This window comes from Terrabacter aeriphilus, assembly GCF_039542985.1.
Classification (GTDB): domain Bacteria; phylum Actinomycetota; class Actinomycetes; order Actinomycetales; family Dermatophilaceae; genus Terrabacter; species Terrabacter aeriphilus.
In genome coordinates, this window is record NZ_BAABIW010000018.1 from 263,169 (window position 1) to 277,495 (window position 14,327).

Here is a 14,327-nt window from a genome sequence, read left to right on the forward strand (position 1 = left end):
GAGGTGACATGGCAGGCACAGGGGACGACGACGTGCGGTGGCTGACCGATGCCGAGCAGGCGTCGTGGCGGGCGATCCTGCGGGGCACCCGGCTGCTCGAGCGCGCGCTCGACGACGCGCTCGGTGACGCCGGCATCCAGCTGAGCGAGTACGAGATCCTCTCGATGCTCTCGGAGGGGCCGAACCACCGGCTGCGGATGTCCGAGCTCGCGGCCATGGTCGTGCAGTCGCGCAGCCGGCTCACCCACACGGCCAAGCGGCTCGAGGACCGCGGCTGGGTCACGCGCGAGCAGTGCGCCGACGACAAGCGCGGGGTCGAGCTCGTGCTGACGGGCGGCGGGCACGCGGCCGTGAGCGACATCGCCCGCATCCACGTGCAGAGCGTGCGCGACAACCTCGTCGACATCATGAGCCCGGAGCAGTTCCGAGCCATCGGCGACGCCATGGCCATCGTCCGCGACCACCTCGACCCGACCGGCGTCAGCGGCCACTGAGCGGCGGGGGACAATGGCCCCCATGAGCTCGCAGCCCGCCCCGGTCCAGACCACCAGCGAGGCCCCGGCCTCCGCCGCCCTCCTCGAGCGGGCGAGCGTCGTCATCCCGGGGGGCGTCAACTCGCCCGTCCGGGCCTTCCGCGCCGTCGGCGGCACGCCCCGGTTCATGGCGAGCGGGTCGGGCCCGTGGCTCACCGACGCCGACGGCAAGCGCTACGTCGACCTCATCTGCTCCTGGGGGCCGATGATCCTCGGGCACGCCCACCCCGACGTGCTCGCCGCCGTCACCGAGGCCGCCGCGCGCGGGTTCTCGTTCGGCACGCCGTCCGAGAACGAGGTGCGCCTCGCGGAGGAGATCGTCGCCCGCGTCGAGCCGGTCGAGCAGGTCCGGCTCGTCAACTCCGGCACCGAGGCGACGATGTCGGCGATCCGCCTCGCGCGCGGCTTCACCGGCCGCGACGTCGTCGTCAAGTTCGCCGGCTGCTACCACGGCCACGTCGACGCGCTGCTCGCGTCGGCCGGCTCGGGGATCGCGACGTTCGCGCTGCCCGACTCCGCCGGGGTGCCCCGCTCGAGCGCGGGCGAGACGATCGTGCTGCCCTACAACGACCTGCCGGCGCTCGAGGCGGCCTTCGCCGAGCGGGGCCACGAGATCGCGGCCGTCATCACCGAGGCCGCGGCCGGCAACATGGGCGTCGTGCCGCCGACGCCGGAGTTCACCGACGGCCTGCGCCGGGTCACCGCCGAGCACGGGGCGCTGCTCGTCTCCGACGAGGTGATGACCGGGTTCCGGTGCAGCGCCGCCGGCTACTACGGGCTCGAGACCGCCGCCGACGCGGGCGACCGGCGCCGTACGACCGGTGCCCCCGACCTCTTCACCTTCGGCAAGGTGATGGGCGGCGGCTTCCCGACGGCGGCCTTCGGCGGGCGCGCGGACGTCATGGCCCTGCTCGCCCCGCAGGGGCCGGTCTACCAGGCGGGCACGCTCTCGGGGAACCCGGTCGCCTCGGCCGCCGGTCTGGCGACGCTGCAGGGCTGCACGCCGGAGGTCTACGCGCGGCTCGACGTCGTGTCGCACGCCATCGCGGACGCCGTGGCGAGCGAGCTCTCTGCGGCGTCGGTGCCGCACCGCATCCAGTGGGCCGGCTCGATGTTCTCGGTCTTCTTCCGCGAGGGCGCGGTCTCGGGCTACGACGACGCGAAGGACCAGGACACCGCCGCGTTCCGCCGGTTCTTCCACGCGATGCTCGGCCAGGGCGTGCACCTGCCGCCGAGCGCCTTCGAGTCGTGGTTCGTCTCGGCCGCGCACGACGACGCCGCCGTCGACCACGTCATCGCGGCGCTGCCCGCGGCCGCCCGGGCCGCCGCAGCCCCCGACGCCGACTGACCCCCAACCGTCGAAAGGCCACCTTTCGCGGGTGCCTGACCGTCGAGAGGCCACAGTTCGCGATCCCGTATGCGTCATGTCGGCCTGTCGTGCGCGCGCGGAGTGGCCTCTCGACGTCGGGGGACCCGCGCGGAGTGGCCTCTCGACGTCGGGGGACCCGCGCGGAGTGGCCTCTCGACGGTTGGAGGGGGCCTAGTGGACGGTGGCGAGGAGGACGCCGACGGTGACGAAGAGGGCGCCGAAGACCCGGCCCAGCAGGCGGGCGCCGGACTCGCGACGGGTCAGCCGGCGCAGGCCCCGCGCCGCCACCGCGAAGACGCCCCACATGACGACGACGTCGACGAGCACGATCGTCGTCGTGAAGACGGCGTACTGCGGCAGCAGCGGGCGCTCGGGCCGGATGAACTGCGGCGCGAAGGCGAGGAAGAAGACGACCGCCTTGGGGTTCGTGAGGTTGACGAGCAGTCCGCGCCGCACCATCGACCACGCGGGCTCGGGCGCCTGGCGGTCGACGTCGGCGGAGGCGGCGCCCGACCGGAATTGCCGCACCCCGAGGTAGACGAGGTAGGCGGCACCGGCATACCGGATGACCGTGAAGAGCACGGGACTGCGCGCGACGACGACCCCGAGACCGGCGGCGACGACGGCGATGTGGGCCAGCAAGGCCGCCTGCTGCCCGAGGATGCCCCAGATCGAGCGCGCCCAGCCCGAGCCGATCGCGTTGGCCATGGTGTTGACCGCGCCCGCGCCGGGCGTCAGCGAGATGAGCGTCGCGGTGGCGACGAGCGCGAGCCAGAGGGACCAGGGCACGGCTCGGAGTGTAGGTCGGCGTCGACGGCGGGGACGCCCCGGGCCACGGCACCGACAGAGGCGCACAGCAGGCATACAGGGTCGGACGCGGATTCGGTCCTGAGCACGAGGTTTGAGAGACTGTCGACCATGGGTGAGAGCACGAGCGGGGCGGGGCCGGGCGCACGCGACCACACCGTCGTGCACCTCATGCGCCACGGCGAGGTGCACAACCCGACGGGCGTGCTCTACGGCCGGCTCGACGGCTTCCACCTCTCCGAGCTGGGTCGCGAGATGGCCGATCTCGTGGCCCACCACCTCGCGGCGAACGACATCACGCACGTCGTCGCCTCGCCGCTCGAGCGGGCCCAGGAGACGGCCGCGCCCATCGCCGCAGGGCACGACGTGCAGATCGTCACCGACGAGCGCGTCATCGAGTCCGCCAACCGCTTCGAGGGGAGCGCGGTCGGGGCCCGCGACCTGCTGCACCCGCGCAACTGGCACCTCTTCCGCGACGTGCGGACGCCGTCGTGGGGGGAGCCGTACGAGGAGATCGCGACGCGCATGCTCGCGGCCATCGCCGACGCGCGCACGGCCGCACGCGGCCACGAGGCGGTCGTGGTCAGCCACCAGCTGCCGGTCTGGACGGTGCGCAACAAGCTCGTCGGCCACCGCCTCTGGCACGACCCGCGCCGCCGCGAGTGCACGCTCGCCTCCCTGACGTCGCTCACCTTCGAGGGCGACGACCTCGCGTCCGTCGCCTACTCCGAGCCGGCCGTGTCGCTGCTCGCGCGGGCGAGCAGGAGCGTGGGCGCCTGATGACGCACGTCGACCGACGCACCGCGCTGCGGTGGGGAGCGATGCTGGGCGCCGGAGCGCTCGTCACCGTCACCGCCGCCTGCTCGTCCGACCCCAACTCCGTTGCGGACCAGGCTCGTTCGGGCGACCGCAAGGGCTACGTCGCGGGTGACGGCTCCATCGAGGCGTTGCCCGTCGCGAGCCGTGGCGAGCCGATCACGCTCGAGGGCACCACGCTCGAGGGTGAGCCGTGGAGCACCTCGGGCCGCACCGGCACCGTGCTCGTGCTCAACGTCTGGGGCTCGTGGTGCCCGCCGTGCATCGAGGAGACGCCCGCGCTGCAGAAGGCGTGGGAGACCGTGCAGGCCAAGGGCAAGAAGGTCGAGTTCATCGGGCTCGACAAGCTCGAGGGGCCCGAGACCGGGCTCGCCTTCCTCAAGGCCAACAAGGTGACCTTCCCCTCGCTCGCCTACGACGGTGGCGTGCCGCTGCTCTCCCTCCAGGGCAAGGCGTCGGCCACGCCCACGACGCTCGTGCTCGACGCCCAGCACCGCATCGCGGCGCGCGTGTCGGGACCGGTCACGACCTCGACGCTGCTCGGGCTCATCGACGACGTCCTCACCGGCAAGGCCTGAGCGCCGTGGGTGCCGAGCTCGCCAGCGGGTCGCTCCTCGTCGCGGCCGTCGTCGCCCTCGCCGCCGGCTTCGTGTCGTTCGCCTCGCCGTGCGTGCTGCCCCTCGTGCCGGGCTTCCTCGGCTACGTCACCGGCCTCTCCGACGTCTCGCTCGAGAAGCGCTCGCGCGGGCGCCTCGTCGTCGGGGCGCTGCTCTTCGTGCTCGGCTTCACCGTCGTCTTCCTCGTCGCGGCCGCCGCGGTCTCGGCCGTCGGCCTCGCCTTCCAGGAGCACCAGCGCCTGCTCCAGCGCATCGGCGGGGCCGTCGTGCTCGTCATGGGCCTGCTCTTCCTGGGTCTCGGGCGGTCGTATGCCGTCCCGGTCGCCTGGCGCCCGCGCGCGGGTCTCGCCGGGGCGCCGTTGCTCGGCGCCGTCTTCGCCATCGGGTGGTCGCCGTGCATGGGCCCGACGCTCGGCGCGATCCAGGCCATGGCGGCGCCGATCTCGGCCGAGTCGGGCTCGATCGGCCGCGGGCTCGCGCTCGCTGCGGTCTACTCCCTCGGCCTGGGTCTGCCCTTCGTGCTCATGGCGGCACTCTGGGAGCGGGCCGGCCAGGCCAGCGACTGGCTGCGCCGGCACCGCCGCGCGATCCAGTCGGTCGGCGGCCTGCTGCTCGTCGCGGTCGGCCTGCTCATGGTGACCGGGGTGTGGGAGGACGTCGTCGTGTGGATCCAGGTGCGCCTCGTCAACGGCTTCCGGGTGGCGATCTGATGTCGACCGAGACGACGCCGACCACCCCGACGGCCACCTCGCCGACCACCGAGGGCCGCCCCGACGCCTTCGGCGCCGACGACGTCGACACCGCCGACAACGGCGCCGGCAACACCGCTGCCGGCTCGGGCGGGTCCGGCCGGGGGGCGGGACGCCGCGGCCGCGGCGGTCGCCCGGAGCCCGCGCTCCCGCAGCTCGGCCCGGTCGGGCTGCTCCGCTGGGGCTGGCGCCAGCTGACGAGCATGCGCACGGCGCTCTTCCTGCTCCTGCTGCTCTCCATCGCCGCGGTGCCGGGCTCGATCTTCCCGCAGCGCAACATCGACGCCGGCAGGGTCGCCGACTACATCGCGCAGAACCCGACGACCTCACCGTGGCTCGACCGCCTCGGCTTCTTCGACGTCTACGCCTCGCCGTGGTTCTCGGCCGTCTACCTGCTCCTCTTCGTCTCGCTCGTCGGCTGCATCGTGCCGCGCACCAAGGTGCACCTCGGCGCGCTGCGCTCCCGCCCGCCGCGCGCACCCGCGCGGCTCGAGCGGCTCGCCGAGCACGCCGAGGTGACGACCACGCTGTCACCCGAGGAAGCCCTCGACGCCGCTCGGGCAGCCCTGCGGCGCAAGCGCTTCCGGCTGCACTCGCACGACGGCACGAGCATCTCCGCCGAGTCGGGCTACCTCCGCGAGACCGGCAACCTGCTCTTCCACCTCGCGCTGACAGGCGTCATCGTCGGCATGGCCGTCGGGCACCTCTTCGGCTGGCGCGGCGACATCATCCTCGCCGAGGGTGACCGCTTCGCCTCGTCGGCGGGCACGTACAACACCATCTCGCCGGGCCCGTGGGTCGACACCGAGAGCCTCCCGCCCTTCGTGCTCTCGCTCGACAAGCTGCACGTCGAGTTCAACGAGACGCCGGGCCGCTCCTTCGGCACCCCGCGCCTCTTCGACGCCCAGACGACGCTGCAGAGCTCGCCCGGCGCCCCGAAGAGCAGCGAGAACGTCTCGGTCAACCACCCGATCTCGGTCGACGGCGCGGACATCTTCCTCCTCGGCAACGGCTACACGCCGGTCATCACGGTGCGTGACGCGAAGGGGGCCGTGCTCTACCGCGAGGCGACGCCGTTCCTGCCGCAGGACGGCAACTACCGCTCGGTCGGCGTCGTCAAGGTGCCCTCGGCCGCGCCGAAACAGCTCGGCTTCACCGGCTTCTTCCTGCCGACGGCGGAGCCGACCTTCGTCAACGGGCCGGCCTCGATCTTCCCGGACGTCAGGAACCCCGAGCTCGCGCTCTCGGTGTGGGAGGGCAACCTCTTCCCGGGCGGCGCGCCGCAGTCGGTCTACACGCTCAACACCGACCAGATGAAGCAGGTGACCAAGGACGACGGGTCGCCCGCGCTCTTCCGCCTCAAGCCGGGGGAGACCAGGGCGCTGCCCGGCGACCGCGGTAGCATCACCTTCGACGGCGTCAAGCGCTTCGCGGGCCTCTCGGTGCGCACCGACCCCGGGGCGCCGATCAGCCTCGTCAGCGCGATCCTCGCCACCCTCGGGCTCATCCTCGGGCTGACGATCAAGCGCCGCCGCGTCTTCGTCCGCGTGCGCCCCGCCGGCACGCCGACCGGCCCCGGTGGCACCCCGGACGGCACCCCGGGCGGCGAGCCCGGCAGCACCCTCGACAGCGGTGCCGGCCCCGCCGGACGACCGGCTACCGTGGTCACCATCGGTGGCCTCTCCAAGGACTCCGACCCCGGACTCGCCGCGATCGTCTCCGCGATCACCGCCGGCGTGAACGACCGCCCCGCGCAAAGGACCGACCGCTCGTGAACCTCGCCGCCAACGCCAACGCCGCGCTCTACGCGTCGATGATCGTCTACACGCTCGCCATGCTGGCCTTCACCTGGCACCTGGCCGCGCGAGCCCCCAAGGTCGCCGACTCCAAGGTCGCCGCGGGCGTCACCGCCGACGAGCGCGAGCAGGTGCTCGTCGGCTCCGGCGCCCCCACCGCCGAGCGCCGCCCCACGACCCCCTACGCCGCCGGCCCCGGGTTCGAGGAGAGCCTGAAGAGCCGTCAGCGCGGCAGCATCGCGCTGATGCTGACCTACCTCGCGTCGGCCCTGCTCGTCGCGTCGGTGCTCATGCGGGGACTGGCCGTGGGCCGTCCGCCGTGGGGCAACATGTTCGAGTTCGCGACGGCCGCGGCCGCCGCGGTCGGGGCCGCCTACAGTCTCCTCGCGAAGCGCAACAAATGGCAGTGGCTCGGTGTCTTCATCGTCACCCCGATCCTGCTCGTGCTCGGCCTCGCGCTCTCGGTGCTCTACACCGAGGCCGGTGAGCTCATGCCGGCCCTCAAGTCCTACTGGCTCGGCATCCACGTCTCCGTGGCCTTCATCGCCGTCGCCTTCTTCACGATCGCCGCCGCCGTCGGGCTGCTCTACCTCGTGCGCCTGCGCCGCGAGGAGAAGCCGCCGGCGAGGCCGAGCTTCATCGAGTCGCTGCCGAGCTCGTCGTCGCTGGAGCGGACCGCCTACAGCCTGAACATGGTCGGCTTCATCCTCTGGACCTTCACCCTCATCGCCGGGGCCATCTGGGCCAAGCAGGCGTGGGGCGCCTACTGGCAGTGGGACCCCAAGGAGGTCTGGACCTTCGTCATCTGGACCGTCTACGCCGCCTACATGCACAGCCGCGCGACGGCCGGCGTCGACCACCGCAAGTCGATGTACATCGCCCTCGCCGGCTACGTCTCGGTGATCATCAACTTCACGCTCGTGAACCTCGTGTCGACGTTCGTCGGCATGCACAACTACTCGGGCATGTGAGGGCGGTCTGAGATGGTCCGCTACTCGCTGCTGCGCATCCTCATCTTCTTCGGCTTCGTCTTCCTCTTCTGGCTGATCGGGATCCGCGACAACCCGGTGCTCCTGCTGGGGGCCTCGGCGATCGCGTCCGCCGCGGCGTCCTACATCCTGCTGCGCGGCATGCGCGACGAGATCACCGCTCGCCTCGTCGAGCGGCACGAGGCCAAGGTCGAGTCGAAGGGCCAGGTGGACCCGGCGAGCGACGAGGCGGCCGAGGACGCCGAGGACGAGCGCCCCCTGCCCGGCGAGCCGGCCGGCCCCGCCGGCCAGGCCGTCGAGGGCCCCCGCGGCTCCGACCGCTGACGACCCCTGACCCGCGTCGGACTCCCGAATCGCCGACCCGGTCGCCGCCCGCGTCAGGGTCGAGCGGCCGCTCCCGGAGGCGGAGCGTCAGGCGCGGCCGAGGGCCAGGCCGACCGCGAGCAGCACCGACCAGACGAGCTGGAACCGTCCCGTGCCGGCGAGTGCGGGGATCAGTCCGCGGCCCGTGGCCCGCCCGACGACGGCCTGCACGGGGCGCACGACGAGCGGCGCGGCGAGCAGGGCGAGCAGCGCCCACGGCGAGGTGAACGCCGCCAGACCGGTCATGACGAAGGCGACGGCGAGCAGCGCGACGTAGAAGACGCGCGTGCCGCCCTCGCCCATCCGGACCGCGAGCGTGAGCTTGCCGTGCTCACGGTCGGTGGGGATGTCGCGCAGGTTGTTCGCGACGAGGATCGCCGAGGCGAGGGCCCCGACCCCGATCGCAGCCCACCACCCGGCCGGCGTCAGTGCGGTCATGGTCGCCATGGTGCCGAGCGTCGCCACGAGCCCGAAGAAGACGAAGACGAAGACCTCGCCGAGCCCGAGGTAGCCGTAGGGCCGCGACCCGCCCGTGTAGAACCACGCCGCGACGATCGAGGCCGCGCCGATCGGGATCATCACCCAGAGGCCCGAGAGCGCCACGAGCGCGAGCCCGACGAGGGCGGCGAAGAAGAAGCACGCGAAGGCCGCGATCTTGACCGAGCGCGGGTCGGCGAGGCGCTGGCCGACGAGGCGCACCGGGCCCACGCGCACCTCGTCGGTGCCGCGGACCCCGTCCGAGTAGTCGTTCGCGTAGTTGACGCCCACCTGCAGGGCCAGGGCGACGACGAGGGCGAGGACGGCATACGCCCAGACGACGTCGCCGGTCTGGTAGGCGGCGCCCGTGCCGAGGACGATGGGCGAGACGGCGGCGGGGAGCGTGCGGGGGCGAGCGCCCTCGATCCACTGGGACAGGGTGGCCATGGAGGTCTGCGGGGTCCTTCTACAGCTTGCGGAGGAAGTCGGGGTCGTCGTCGGGGCCGACGGGCCCGGACGGACGTCCACCCGCGCGGGGCGGCGCCTGGCCGCCGCGCGCATCGGTGCGCCCGGCGACGAGCCAGAAGACGGGCCCGAGCACGGGCACGAGCACCGCGAGGAGCCACACCGACTTCGGCATGATCCGCACGAGCCGCCGGTCGGTCTGCACGCAGTCGACGAAGGCGTAGATCGTGGCGAAGACCACGAGGGCGACGAGCACGACGCGCAGCACGGTGGCCTCCTGACGAGCGACGGGTGGAACCCCCATCTTGCCACCGCTCAGTCGGGGTCCCGCACGCTGCGTCGGATCGCCGCCCGATCGGGCTTGCCGGGGCCGCGCTGGGGAATGGCGGGGAGCACGACGACGCGCCGCGGCAGCGCGGCGTCGGGCAGGATGCCGCGGAGGCGCTCGCGCACCTGCTGAGTCGTCAGCGAGGTGGTCGGGTCGGTGAGCGTGACCGCGGCGGACACCGCCTCGCCCCACTCGGGGTCGGGCACGCCGAGCACGACGACGTCGAGCACGACGTCGAGGTGGCGGGTCATCGCGTCCTCGACGACGCCCGGGTTGATCTTGAGGCCACCGGTGTTGATGACGTCGTCGGCGCGTCCGTCGAGCACGAGCAGGCCGTCGTCGTCGAAGTGACCGAGGTCGTCGGTGCGGAACCAGCGCACGCCGTCGGGGTCGACGGAGAACGCGTCGCGGGTCAGCTCCGGCTCACCGAGGTAGCCGTGCGCGACCGTGTCGCCGCCGAGCACGACGTGGCGGTCGTTGTCGACGTGCACCCGGCTGACGGGCAGCGGGCTGCCGTCGTAGACGCAGCCGCCCGCCGTCTCGCTCATGCCGTAGGTGAGGCTGAGGGCGACGCCGAGCCGCCGCGCCCGCTCGACGAGGACCGCCGGCGTGGCCGCGCCGCCGACGAGGACGCCGTCGAAGCCGAGCAGGGCCTCGAGGCCCGCAGGGTCGTCGACGAGCCGTGCGAGCTGGGTGGGCACGAGGGCCGTGTAACGCCTGGCCGCCGCGCCGGACGGGCGTGTGGCACGGGCCCCCTCCGCGAAGGCCTCGGCCGTGAAGCCGCCGCGCAGGTCGAGCACCGTCGGTGTCACCCCCGCCGCCAGCGAGCGCAGCAGCACCTGCAGGCCGGCGACGTGGTGGGCGGGCATCGCGAGCAGCCAGGCGCCGCTGCCGCCGAGCAGCTGGTGCGTGGCCCAGGCGGACCGCTCCAGGGCCGGGGCCGTGAGCAGCGCCCGCTTCGGCCGGCCGGTCGAGCCGGAGGTGCCGATCGCGACGGCGAGGTCGACGGGGAGGTCCTCGGGGTGGTCGTCGGGGTGGTCGTCCTCGTCGTCGACCGTGGCCCCGGCGGAGGACGTGGGCGCGGGGGGGACGGCGGGCACGGGGGAGCCCTCGGCATACGGGAGCACGGGGGAGCGGCCGGTGAGCGCGGCCTCGAGGTCGGGCAGCACGCGGAGGACGTCGGGGCCGGCCGGGACCGCGAGCGGCCGCAGCGGGCGCGCCGGGGGCGTCATCAGGCGGTCCTCGCGCGGGGCGGGCGTCGCTCGCCGCGGCGCCGCTGGCGGGCGGCCACGGCGACGGTCCACACGAGCGCGGCCGCGCAGACGAGGAAGCCGACGTGCGGGTTGAGCGGCAGCACGATGCCCATGGCCCCGCCGACGACCCAGAGCACCTGGAGCATCGTCTCGGACCACGCGAAGACCGACGTGCGCACGTTCTCGGGCACCTCGCGCTGCACGAGCGCGTCGAAGCACAGCTTCGACAGCTGCGCCGACCCGCCGAGCACGAGGCCGAGGGCGACGAGGGTCCACACGCCGTACCAGACGCCGGCGGCCACGCAGCAGACCGTCGCGGCGAGCACCGAGACCATGGCGACGCGTTCCGGGCGCTGGTCGCGCACGACGTTGCCCGCGACGCTGCCGAGCGCGTTGCCGATGCCCATGGCGACGGCCACGAGCCCGAGCACGATCTCGCCCCGGATGCCGTCGATGGGGTGGTCACGCGCGAGGAAGGCCATGAAGGTGATGACGAAGCCGGTCAGCACGCGCGTGCCGCCCGTCGACCACATCGAGTGCATCACGGGCCACGGGATCGCCTGCTTGCGCCGGCGGAAGCGGCCGAGGGGGCCCGAGGCGTCGACCGTGAGCGCCTCGCCCGCCGAGGACGTATGCCGTCCGGCGGGGCCCGCGCTCCAGCCGCGCTGGGTGCCCCGCAGCGAGGTCGGCCGGCCGGCGTGGCCGGCGTCGGCGCGGAGGGCGGCCACGCGGATCGGTGCGGTGTCCTCGATCGCGACCTCGCCGACCGTCGAGTCGACGCGCTGGGGCAGGCGGATGGCCTGGACCGTACCGATGACGAAGACGACGAAGGCGACACGCAGGGCCCACGACGGGCCGGCGAGCATGGCGAGCGCCCCGAGGGCGCCGCCGATCACGGCGCCGACGACGCCCGCCATCGAGACCCGCGAGTTGGCCCGCACGAGCGTCGTGCCCGGCGGCAGCAGCCGCGGCACCGCGGCGGCCCGGGTGATCGTGTAGGCGCGCGACGCGACGAGGCAGCCGAGGGCGGCGGGGAAGAGCCAGCCGCTGTCGTGGTTGATGGCCTCGCCGAGCACCCAGCAGAGGAAGGCGCGCGCGGCGAGGGTCGTGCCGATGGCCCAGCGCCGGCCGTGCGAGAACCGGTCGAGCAGGGGCCCGATGAGCGGCGCGACGAGCACGAACGGGATCATCGTCAGCAGCAGGAAGGTCGCGACCTGGCTGCGGGCCTGCGCAGTCTGCGGGTTGAGGAAGAGCGTGCCGGCGAGGGCGAGCGTCATCATCGTGTCGCCCGTGGTGTGGCTCGCGTGCAGCTCGGTCAGGCGGGCCAGGCCGGACTCGCCGGCCCCGCCGGAGTGGGTGTAGGCGTGGGCCCGGCGGGCCGCGAACCGCCCGCTGCGGGCCGTCGCACGCGCGGTGCCGGTCGCGGCGCGGCCGATGCCACGACCCACGGCGCGCGTCGCGTGCAGCGCCGTGGTGCGCGGAGGCTGGCGGTAGTCGGCGGGGCGGCCCCCCTCCGGCACGGGCGAGGGCGGCGCCTCGGAGGGCTCGGTGCCCGTGGGTGCGGGGCCGGCGGGTGCGGGGCCGACGGGTGCAGGTCCGGCGGGTGCGGGGCCGGCGGGTGCAGGTCCGGCGGGTGTGGGCGCGGCACCAGGGGCGGCGCCACCGGGTCCGTCCGCGGTGGCACCCGGAGCCCACCGCTCGGGATCGCTTCGCTGCACGCCTTCATCCTGCCCTGTCCCGGTGACGGGCGCGTGTGCGGTCGGTGGATGGGGCGGTCACGAACGGCCGGGCACCCACCGCGCCCGATACGCTCGGGAGCGTGACGACCATGCCGGACGACGGAGCGCCCGGGGCGGGGTCCGGCACCGCTCGCCCGCCCGTGCGCTTCCTCCGCGTGCTCGGTCTCGTCTGGATGCTCGTCCCGCTCGGCTTCTTCCTGCTCGACCGCGGGGCGCTCCTCGCGGGGCACCCGGCCCACGTCATCACGCTCGCCGTGCTCGGGCTCGTCGGGGTCGTCTTCCTCGTGCGCGACCGCTCCGAGGGCTACGTGCGACCGCCGCGCCGGCGCGCCGTGCCGCGCCCGGTCTTCCGGGTGCTGCTCGTCATGCTGTCGGTGGCCCTCCTCGCCGTGCTGGTCTGGTTGCGGCCGCTGGCGGCCACGCCGCAGGCGGTCGCGGCCATGTCGGGCAGCACGGCCGTGCGGGTCACCGACGCGCCGGCCCACATCCTCATCGAGCCGGCCACCGGCACCCCGACGCGAGGGCTCGTCTTCCAGCCGGGCGCTCGCGTCGACCCCCGCGCCTACGTGCCGCTGCTGTCGGAGGTGAGCCGGGCCGGCGTGCTCGTCGTCGTCGTCAAGCAGCCGTTCGGCATCGGCTTCCTGGCCGGGTCGGCCCCGCACGCCTTCCTCGACAACCACCCCGAGGTCACGGCCTGGGCGGTCGGCGGCCACAGCCTCGGCGGCGTCGCCGCGGCCACCTTCGCGGCCGACAACCCCGGCGCGGTCAGGGGGCTCGTGCTCTGGGCGTCCTATCCGCTCTCGTCGCTGGCCGACCGCACCGACCTCGCCGTGGCGTCGGTCAGCGGCGGCCGCGACGGCCTGACGACCCCCGCCGACGTCGCGGCGAGCCGGGCCCTGCTGCCGGGCGACACGGCATACACCGTCGTGCAGGGGGCGTCGCACGCGACCTTCGGCGACTACGGCGACCAGCCCGGCGACGGCACGCCGACCGGTGACCGGTCGGCGGCGCAGCGTCAGGTCGTCGCCGCGACCGTGGCGCTCGTCGAGGGCATGTGACGGCTCAGAAGTACCAGGGGAAGTCCGCCTGCGCGGCGTTCAGATGACGGCAGTCGTTGGTAAACGTTGGCTGACCTGCGGAGATGCGTTGGGGAGTGTTGACCAGAGTTGGTCCCGGCTGGACATCTTGCGGACTTTCTGCGGACTGATGATGGCATCCAGTGGCTCGTGGACCGACCTCTGCGAGATACGCCGGATGGTCAGAAAGCGCACGGTCGCGCGCGGTGGGAAGTATGCACCTCGCCGACACAGGGCCGACGTGGTGCGGCACAGCGACGTGGTCGATGGGGTGGGCGTTTCTCGCGGTGCTTGGGGCGTCCTCGGTTAGGACACGCAGGTCGAGGCTCTGGAAGGCCGCACCAAGGGTCCGCCGCCCGGAACTGCTGCCGACGTGCTCTGTGCCGGAGAGCGTCTGATTGAAATCGCCGCCCCACACGACGAGGTCGTCTTCCCTCGCTTCGAGGATCGCTGCCTGATGCCGAGACAGCACGGATGCGTACCGACCCTGAAGGTCGTCGCCGTCCCCCGACGGCCAGTACTTGCCGGCCGCGCGCCAAGGCAGCACCGACGAGGCCACAAGCACCCGTCCCAGCCCCGGCAGACGTACCCGGGCCAGCACCAACGTCGGGTGTCCGCTCACCACAGGGTGGAGGGGCCAGAGCGATGCGATCCCTGACCAGTACCGCCTCGCCATGCCCTCGATCGCGTCGCTCACGACATGGCTGCCAAGGCCCTCGAGGGCGACCTCATGGACCTCGGTGAGCATCCAGACGTCCGCGTGCTGCCGGAGCCAATTTGCCTGCAGGGGGCGGTGCATGTCCGGCTGGGCGGTGTCGAGGTTCCAGGTGCCCAGCCTCACCACGCCCGTGGATTGGGTTGGATCTTGGCATGCGTCTGGCAGGCGTTGCCGCGTCATGGGTGGACGATCCCATTCTTGTTGGCCATGACCGGACAATATGACCGTTCCA

General features: G+C 73.5%; 15 protein-coding genes. 9 read left to right on the top strand and 6 right to left on the bottom strand.

Annotation, left to right across the window (positions count from 1 at the left end):
- The first annotated feature begins 8 nt into the window (after nt 1–8).
- Both ABD979_RS15115 and hemL read left to right on the top strand, forming a co-directional pair.
- Nucleotides 9–494 carry a MarR family winged helix-turn-helix transcriptional regulator gene (locus ABD979_RS15115; protein ID WP_345508314.1) on the top strand — a complete coding sequence of 162 codons (486 nt, stop codon included), beginning with the start codon at nt 9–11 and terminating at the stop codon, nt 492–494.
- A gap of 22 nt (nt 495–516) precedes the next feature.
- Entirely contained in the window at nt 517–1,881 is a 1,365-nt protein-coding gene (hemL, locus tag ABD979_RS15120; protein WP_345508315.1) for a glutamate-1-semialdehyde 2,1-aminomutase, read from the top strand.
- Nucleotides 1,882–2,073: 192 nt separating this feature from the next.
- Here the strand turns inward: hemL and ABD979_RS15125 are convergent, their stop codons facing one another.
- Entirely contained in the window at nt 2,074–2,691 is a 618-nt protein-coding gene (locus tag ABD979_RS15125) for a LysE family transporter (protein WP_345508316.1), read from the bottom strand.
- Between the two features lie 129 nt (nt 2,692–2,820).
- Between ABD979_RS15125 and ABD979_RS15130 the strand changes: the two genes are divergently transcribed.
- From ABD979_RS15130 to ABD979_RS15155, 6 genes are read left to right on the top strand one after another with little or no spacing between them, the layout of a single operon-like run.
- Nucleotides 2,821–3,489, top strand: coding sequence for a histidine phosphatase family protein (locus tag ABD979_RS15130; RefSeq protein ID WP_345508317.1), 669 nt, complete (start codon nt 2,821–2,823; stop codon nt 3,487–3,489).
- The gene (locus ABD979_RS15135; protein WP_345508318.1) at nt 3,489–4,103 is read left to right on the top strand and encodes a TlpA family protein disulfide reductase; all 615 of its coding nucleotides are present in this window, start codon (nt 3,489–3,491) and stop codon (nt 4,101–4,103) included. The genes ABD979_RS15130 and ABD979_RS15135 overlap by 1 nt, the downstream gene beginning before the upstream one ends.
- Nucleotides 4,104–4,108: 5 nt before the next feature.
- Nucleotides 4,109–4,852: a cytochrome c biogenesis CcdA family protein gene (locus ABD979_RS15140; RefSeq protein WP_345508319.1), complete on the top strand. Its 744-nt coding sequence runs from the start codon at nt 4,109–4,111 to the stop codon at nt 4,850–4,852.
- The gene (resB, locus tag ABD979_RS15145) at nt 4,852–6,666 is read left to right on the top strand and encodes a cytochrome c biogenesis protein ResB (RefSeq protein ID WP_345508320.1); all 1,815 of its coding nucleotides are present in this window, start codon (nt 4,852–4,854) and stop codon (nt 6,664–6,666) included. Before ABD979_RS15140 ends, resB begins: the two co-directional genes overlap by 1 nt.
- On the top strand, nt 6,663–7,658 hold the full coding sequence (ccsB, locus tag ABD979_RS15150) for a c-type cytochrome biogenesis protein CcsB (protein ID WP_345508321.1): 996 nt from the start codon (nt 6,663–6,665) through the stop codon (nt 7,656–7,658). Before resB ends, ccsB begins: the two co-directional genes overlap by 4 nt.
- Before the next feature lie 12 nt (nt 7,659–7,670).
- Nucleotides 7,671–8,000 carry a DUF4229 domain-containing protein gene (locus ABD979_RS15155; protein ID WP_345508322.1) on the top strand — a complete coding sequence of 110 codons (330 nt, stop codon included), beginning with the start codon at nt 7,671–7,673 and terminating at the stop codon, nt 7,998–8,000.
- An 87-nt stretch (nt 8,001–8,087) separates the two neighbouring features.
- Here ABD979_RS15155 and ABD979_RS15160 read toward each other — a convergent pair whose 3' ends face one another.
- Genes ABD979_RS15160 through ABD979_RS15175 form a run of 4 tightly spaced genes read right to left on the bottom strand, consistent with a single transcriptional unit; the run spans nt 8,088 to nt 12,280 of the window.
- Nucleotides 8,088–8,963: a 1,4-dihydroxy-2-naphthoate polyprenyltransferase gene (locus ABD979_RS15160; RefSeq protein WP_345508323.1), complete on the bottom strand. Its 876-nt coding sequence runs from the start codon at nt 8,961–8,963 to the stop codon at nt 8,088–8,090.
- A gap of 19 nt (nt 8,964–8,982) precedes the next feature.
- Nucleotides 8,983–9,285 (bottom strand): PLD nuclease N-terminal domain-containing protein, encoded by a 303-nt coding sequence (locus tag ABD979_RS15165; protein WP_345508324.1) that lies wholly within the window; start codon nt 9,283–9,285, stop codon nt 8,983–8,985.
- Nucleotides 9,286–9,296: 11 nt separating this feature from the next.
- On the bottom strand, nt 9,297–10,541 hold the full coding sequence (gene menE / locus ABD979_RS15170) for an o-succinylbenzoate--CoA ligase (protein WP_345508326.1): 1,245 nt from the start codon (nt 10,539–10,541) through the stop codon (nt 9,297–9,299).
- Entirely contained in the window at nt 10,541–12,280 is a 1,740-nt protein-coding gene (locus ABD979_RS15175; protein ID WP_345508327.1) for an MFS transporter, read from the bottom strand. The genes menE and ABD979_RS15175 overlap by 1 nt, the downstream gene beginning before the upstream one ends.
- A gap of 110 nt (nt 12,281–12,390) precedes the next feature.
- On the opposite strand from ABD979_RS15175, the gene ABD979_RS15180 reads away from it, so the two are divergent.
- Nucleotides 12,391–13,359: an alpha/beta hydrolase gene (locus ABD979_RS15180; protein WP_345508352.1), complete on the top strand. Its 969-nt coding sequence runs from the start codon at nt 12,391–12,393 to the stop codon at nt 13,357–13,359.
- 4 nt (nt 13,360–13,363) lie between these two features.
- On the opposite strand, the gene ABD979_RS15185 is transcribed toward ABD979_RS15180, so the two are convergent.
- Nucleotides 13,364–14,275, bottom strand: coding sequence for an endonuclease/exonuclease/phosphatase family protein (locus ABD979_RS15185; RefSeq protein ID WP_345508328.1), 912 nt, complete (start codon nt 14,273–14,275; stop codon nt 13,364–13,366).
- Nucleotides 14,276–14,327: the final 52 nt, after the last annotated feature.

Bases quoted from the DNA above. Each gene is read 5' to 3' on its own strand.
- ABD979_RS15115 (WP_345508314.1), top strand. From the start codon at position 9: ATGGCAGGCACAGGGGACGACGACGTGCGGTGGCTGACCGATGCCGAG.
- hemL (WP_345508315.1), top strand. From the start codon at position 517: ATGAGCTCGCAGCCCGCCCCGGTCCAGACCACCAGCGAGGCCCCGGCC.
- ABD979_RS15130 (WP_345508317.1), top strand. From the start codon at position 2,821: ATGGGTGAGAGCACGAGCGGGGCGGGGCCGGGCGCACGCGACCACACC.
- ABD979_RS15135 (WP_345508318.1), top strand. From the start codon at position 3,489: ATGACGCACGTCGACCGACGCACCGCGCTGCGGTGGGGAGCGATGCTG.
- resB (WP_345508320.1), top strand. From the start codon at position 4,852: ATGTCGACCGAGACGACGCCGACCACCCCGACGGCCACCTCGCCGACC.
- ABD979_RS15155 (WP_345508322.1), top strand. From the start codon at position 7,671: ATGGTCCGCTACTCGCTGCTGCGCATCCTCATCTTCTTCGGCTTCGTC.
- ABD979_RS15160 (WP_345508323.1), bottom strand. From the start codon at position 8,963: ATGGCCACCCTGTCCCAGTGGATCGAGGGCGCTCGCCCCCGCACGCTC.
- ABD979_RS15165 (WP_345508324.1), bottom strand. From the start codon at position 9,285: ATGGGGGTTCCACCCGTCGCTCGTCAGGAGGCCACCGTGCTGCGCGTC.
- menE (WP_345508326.1), bottom strand. From the start codon at position 10,541: ATGACGCCCCCGGCGCGCCCGCTGCGGCCGCTCGCGGTCCCGGCCGGC.
- ABD979_RS15180 (WP_345508352.1), top strand. From the start codon at position 12,391: ATGCCGGACGACGGAGCGCCCGGGGCGGGGTCCGGCACCGCTCGCCCG.
- ABD979_RS15185 (WP_345508328.1), bottom strand. From the start codon at position 14,275: ATGACGCGGCAACGCCTGCCAGACGCATGCCAAGATCCAACCCAATCC.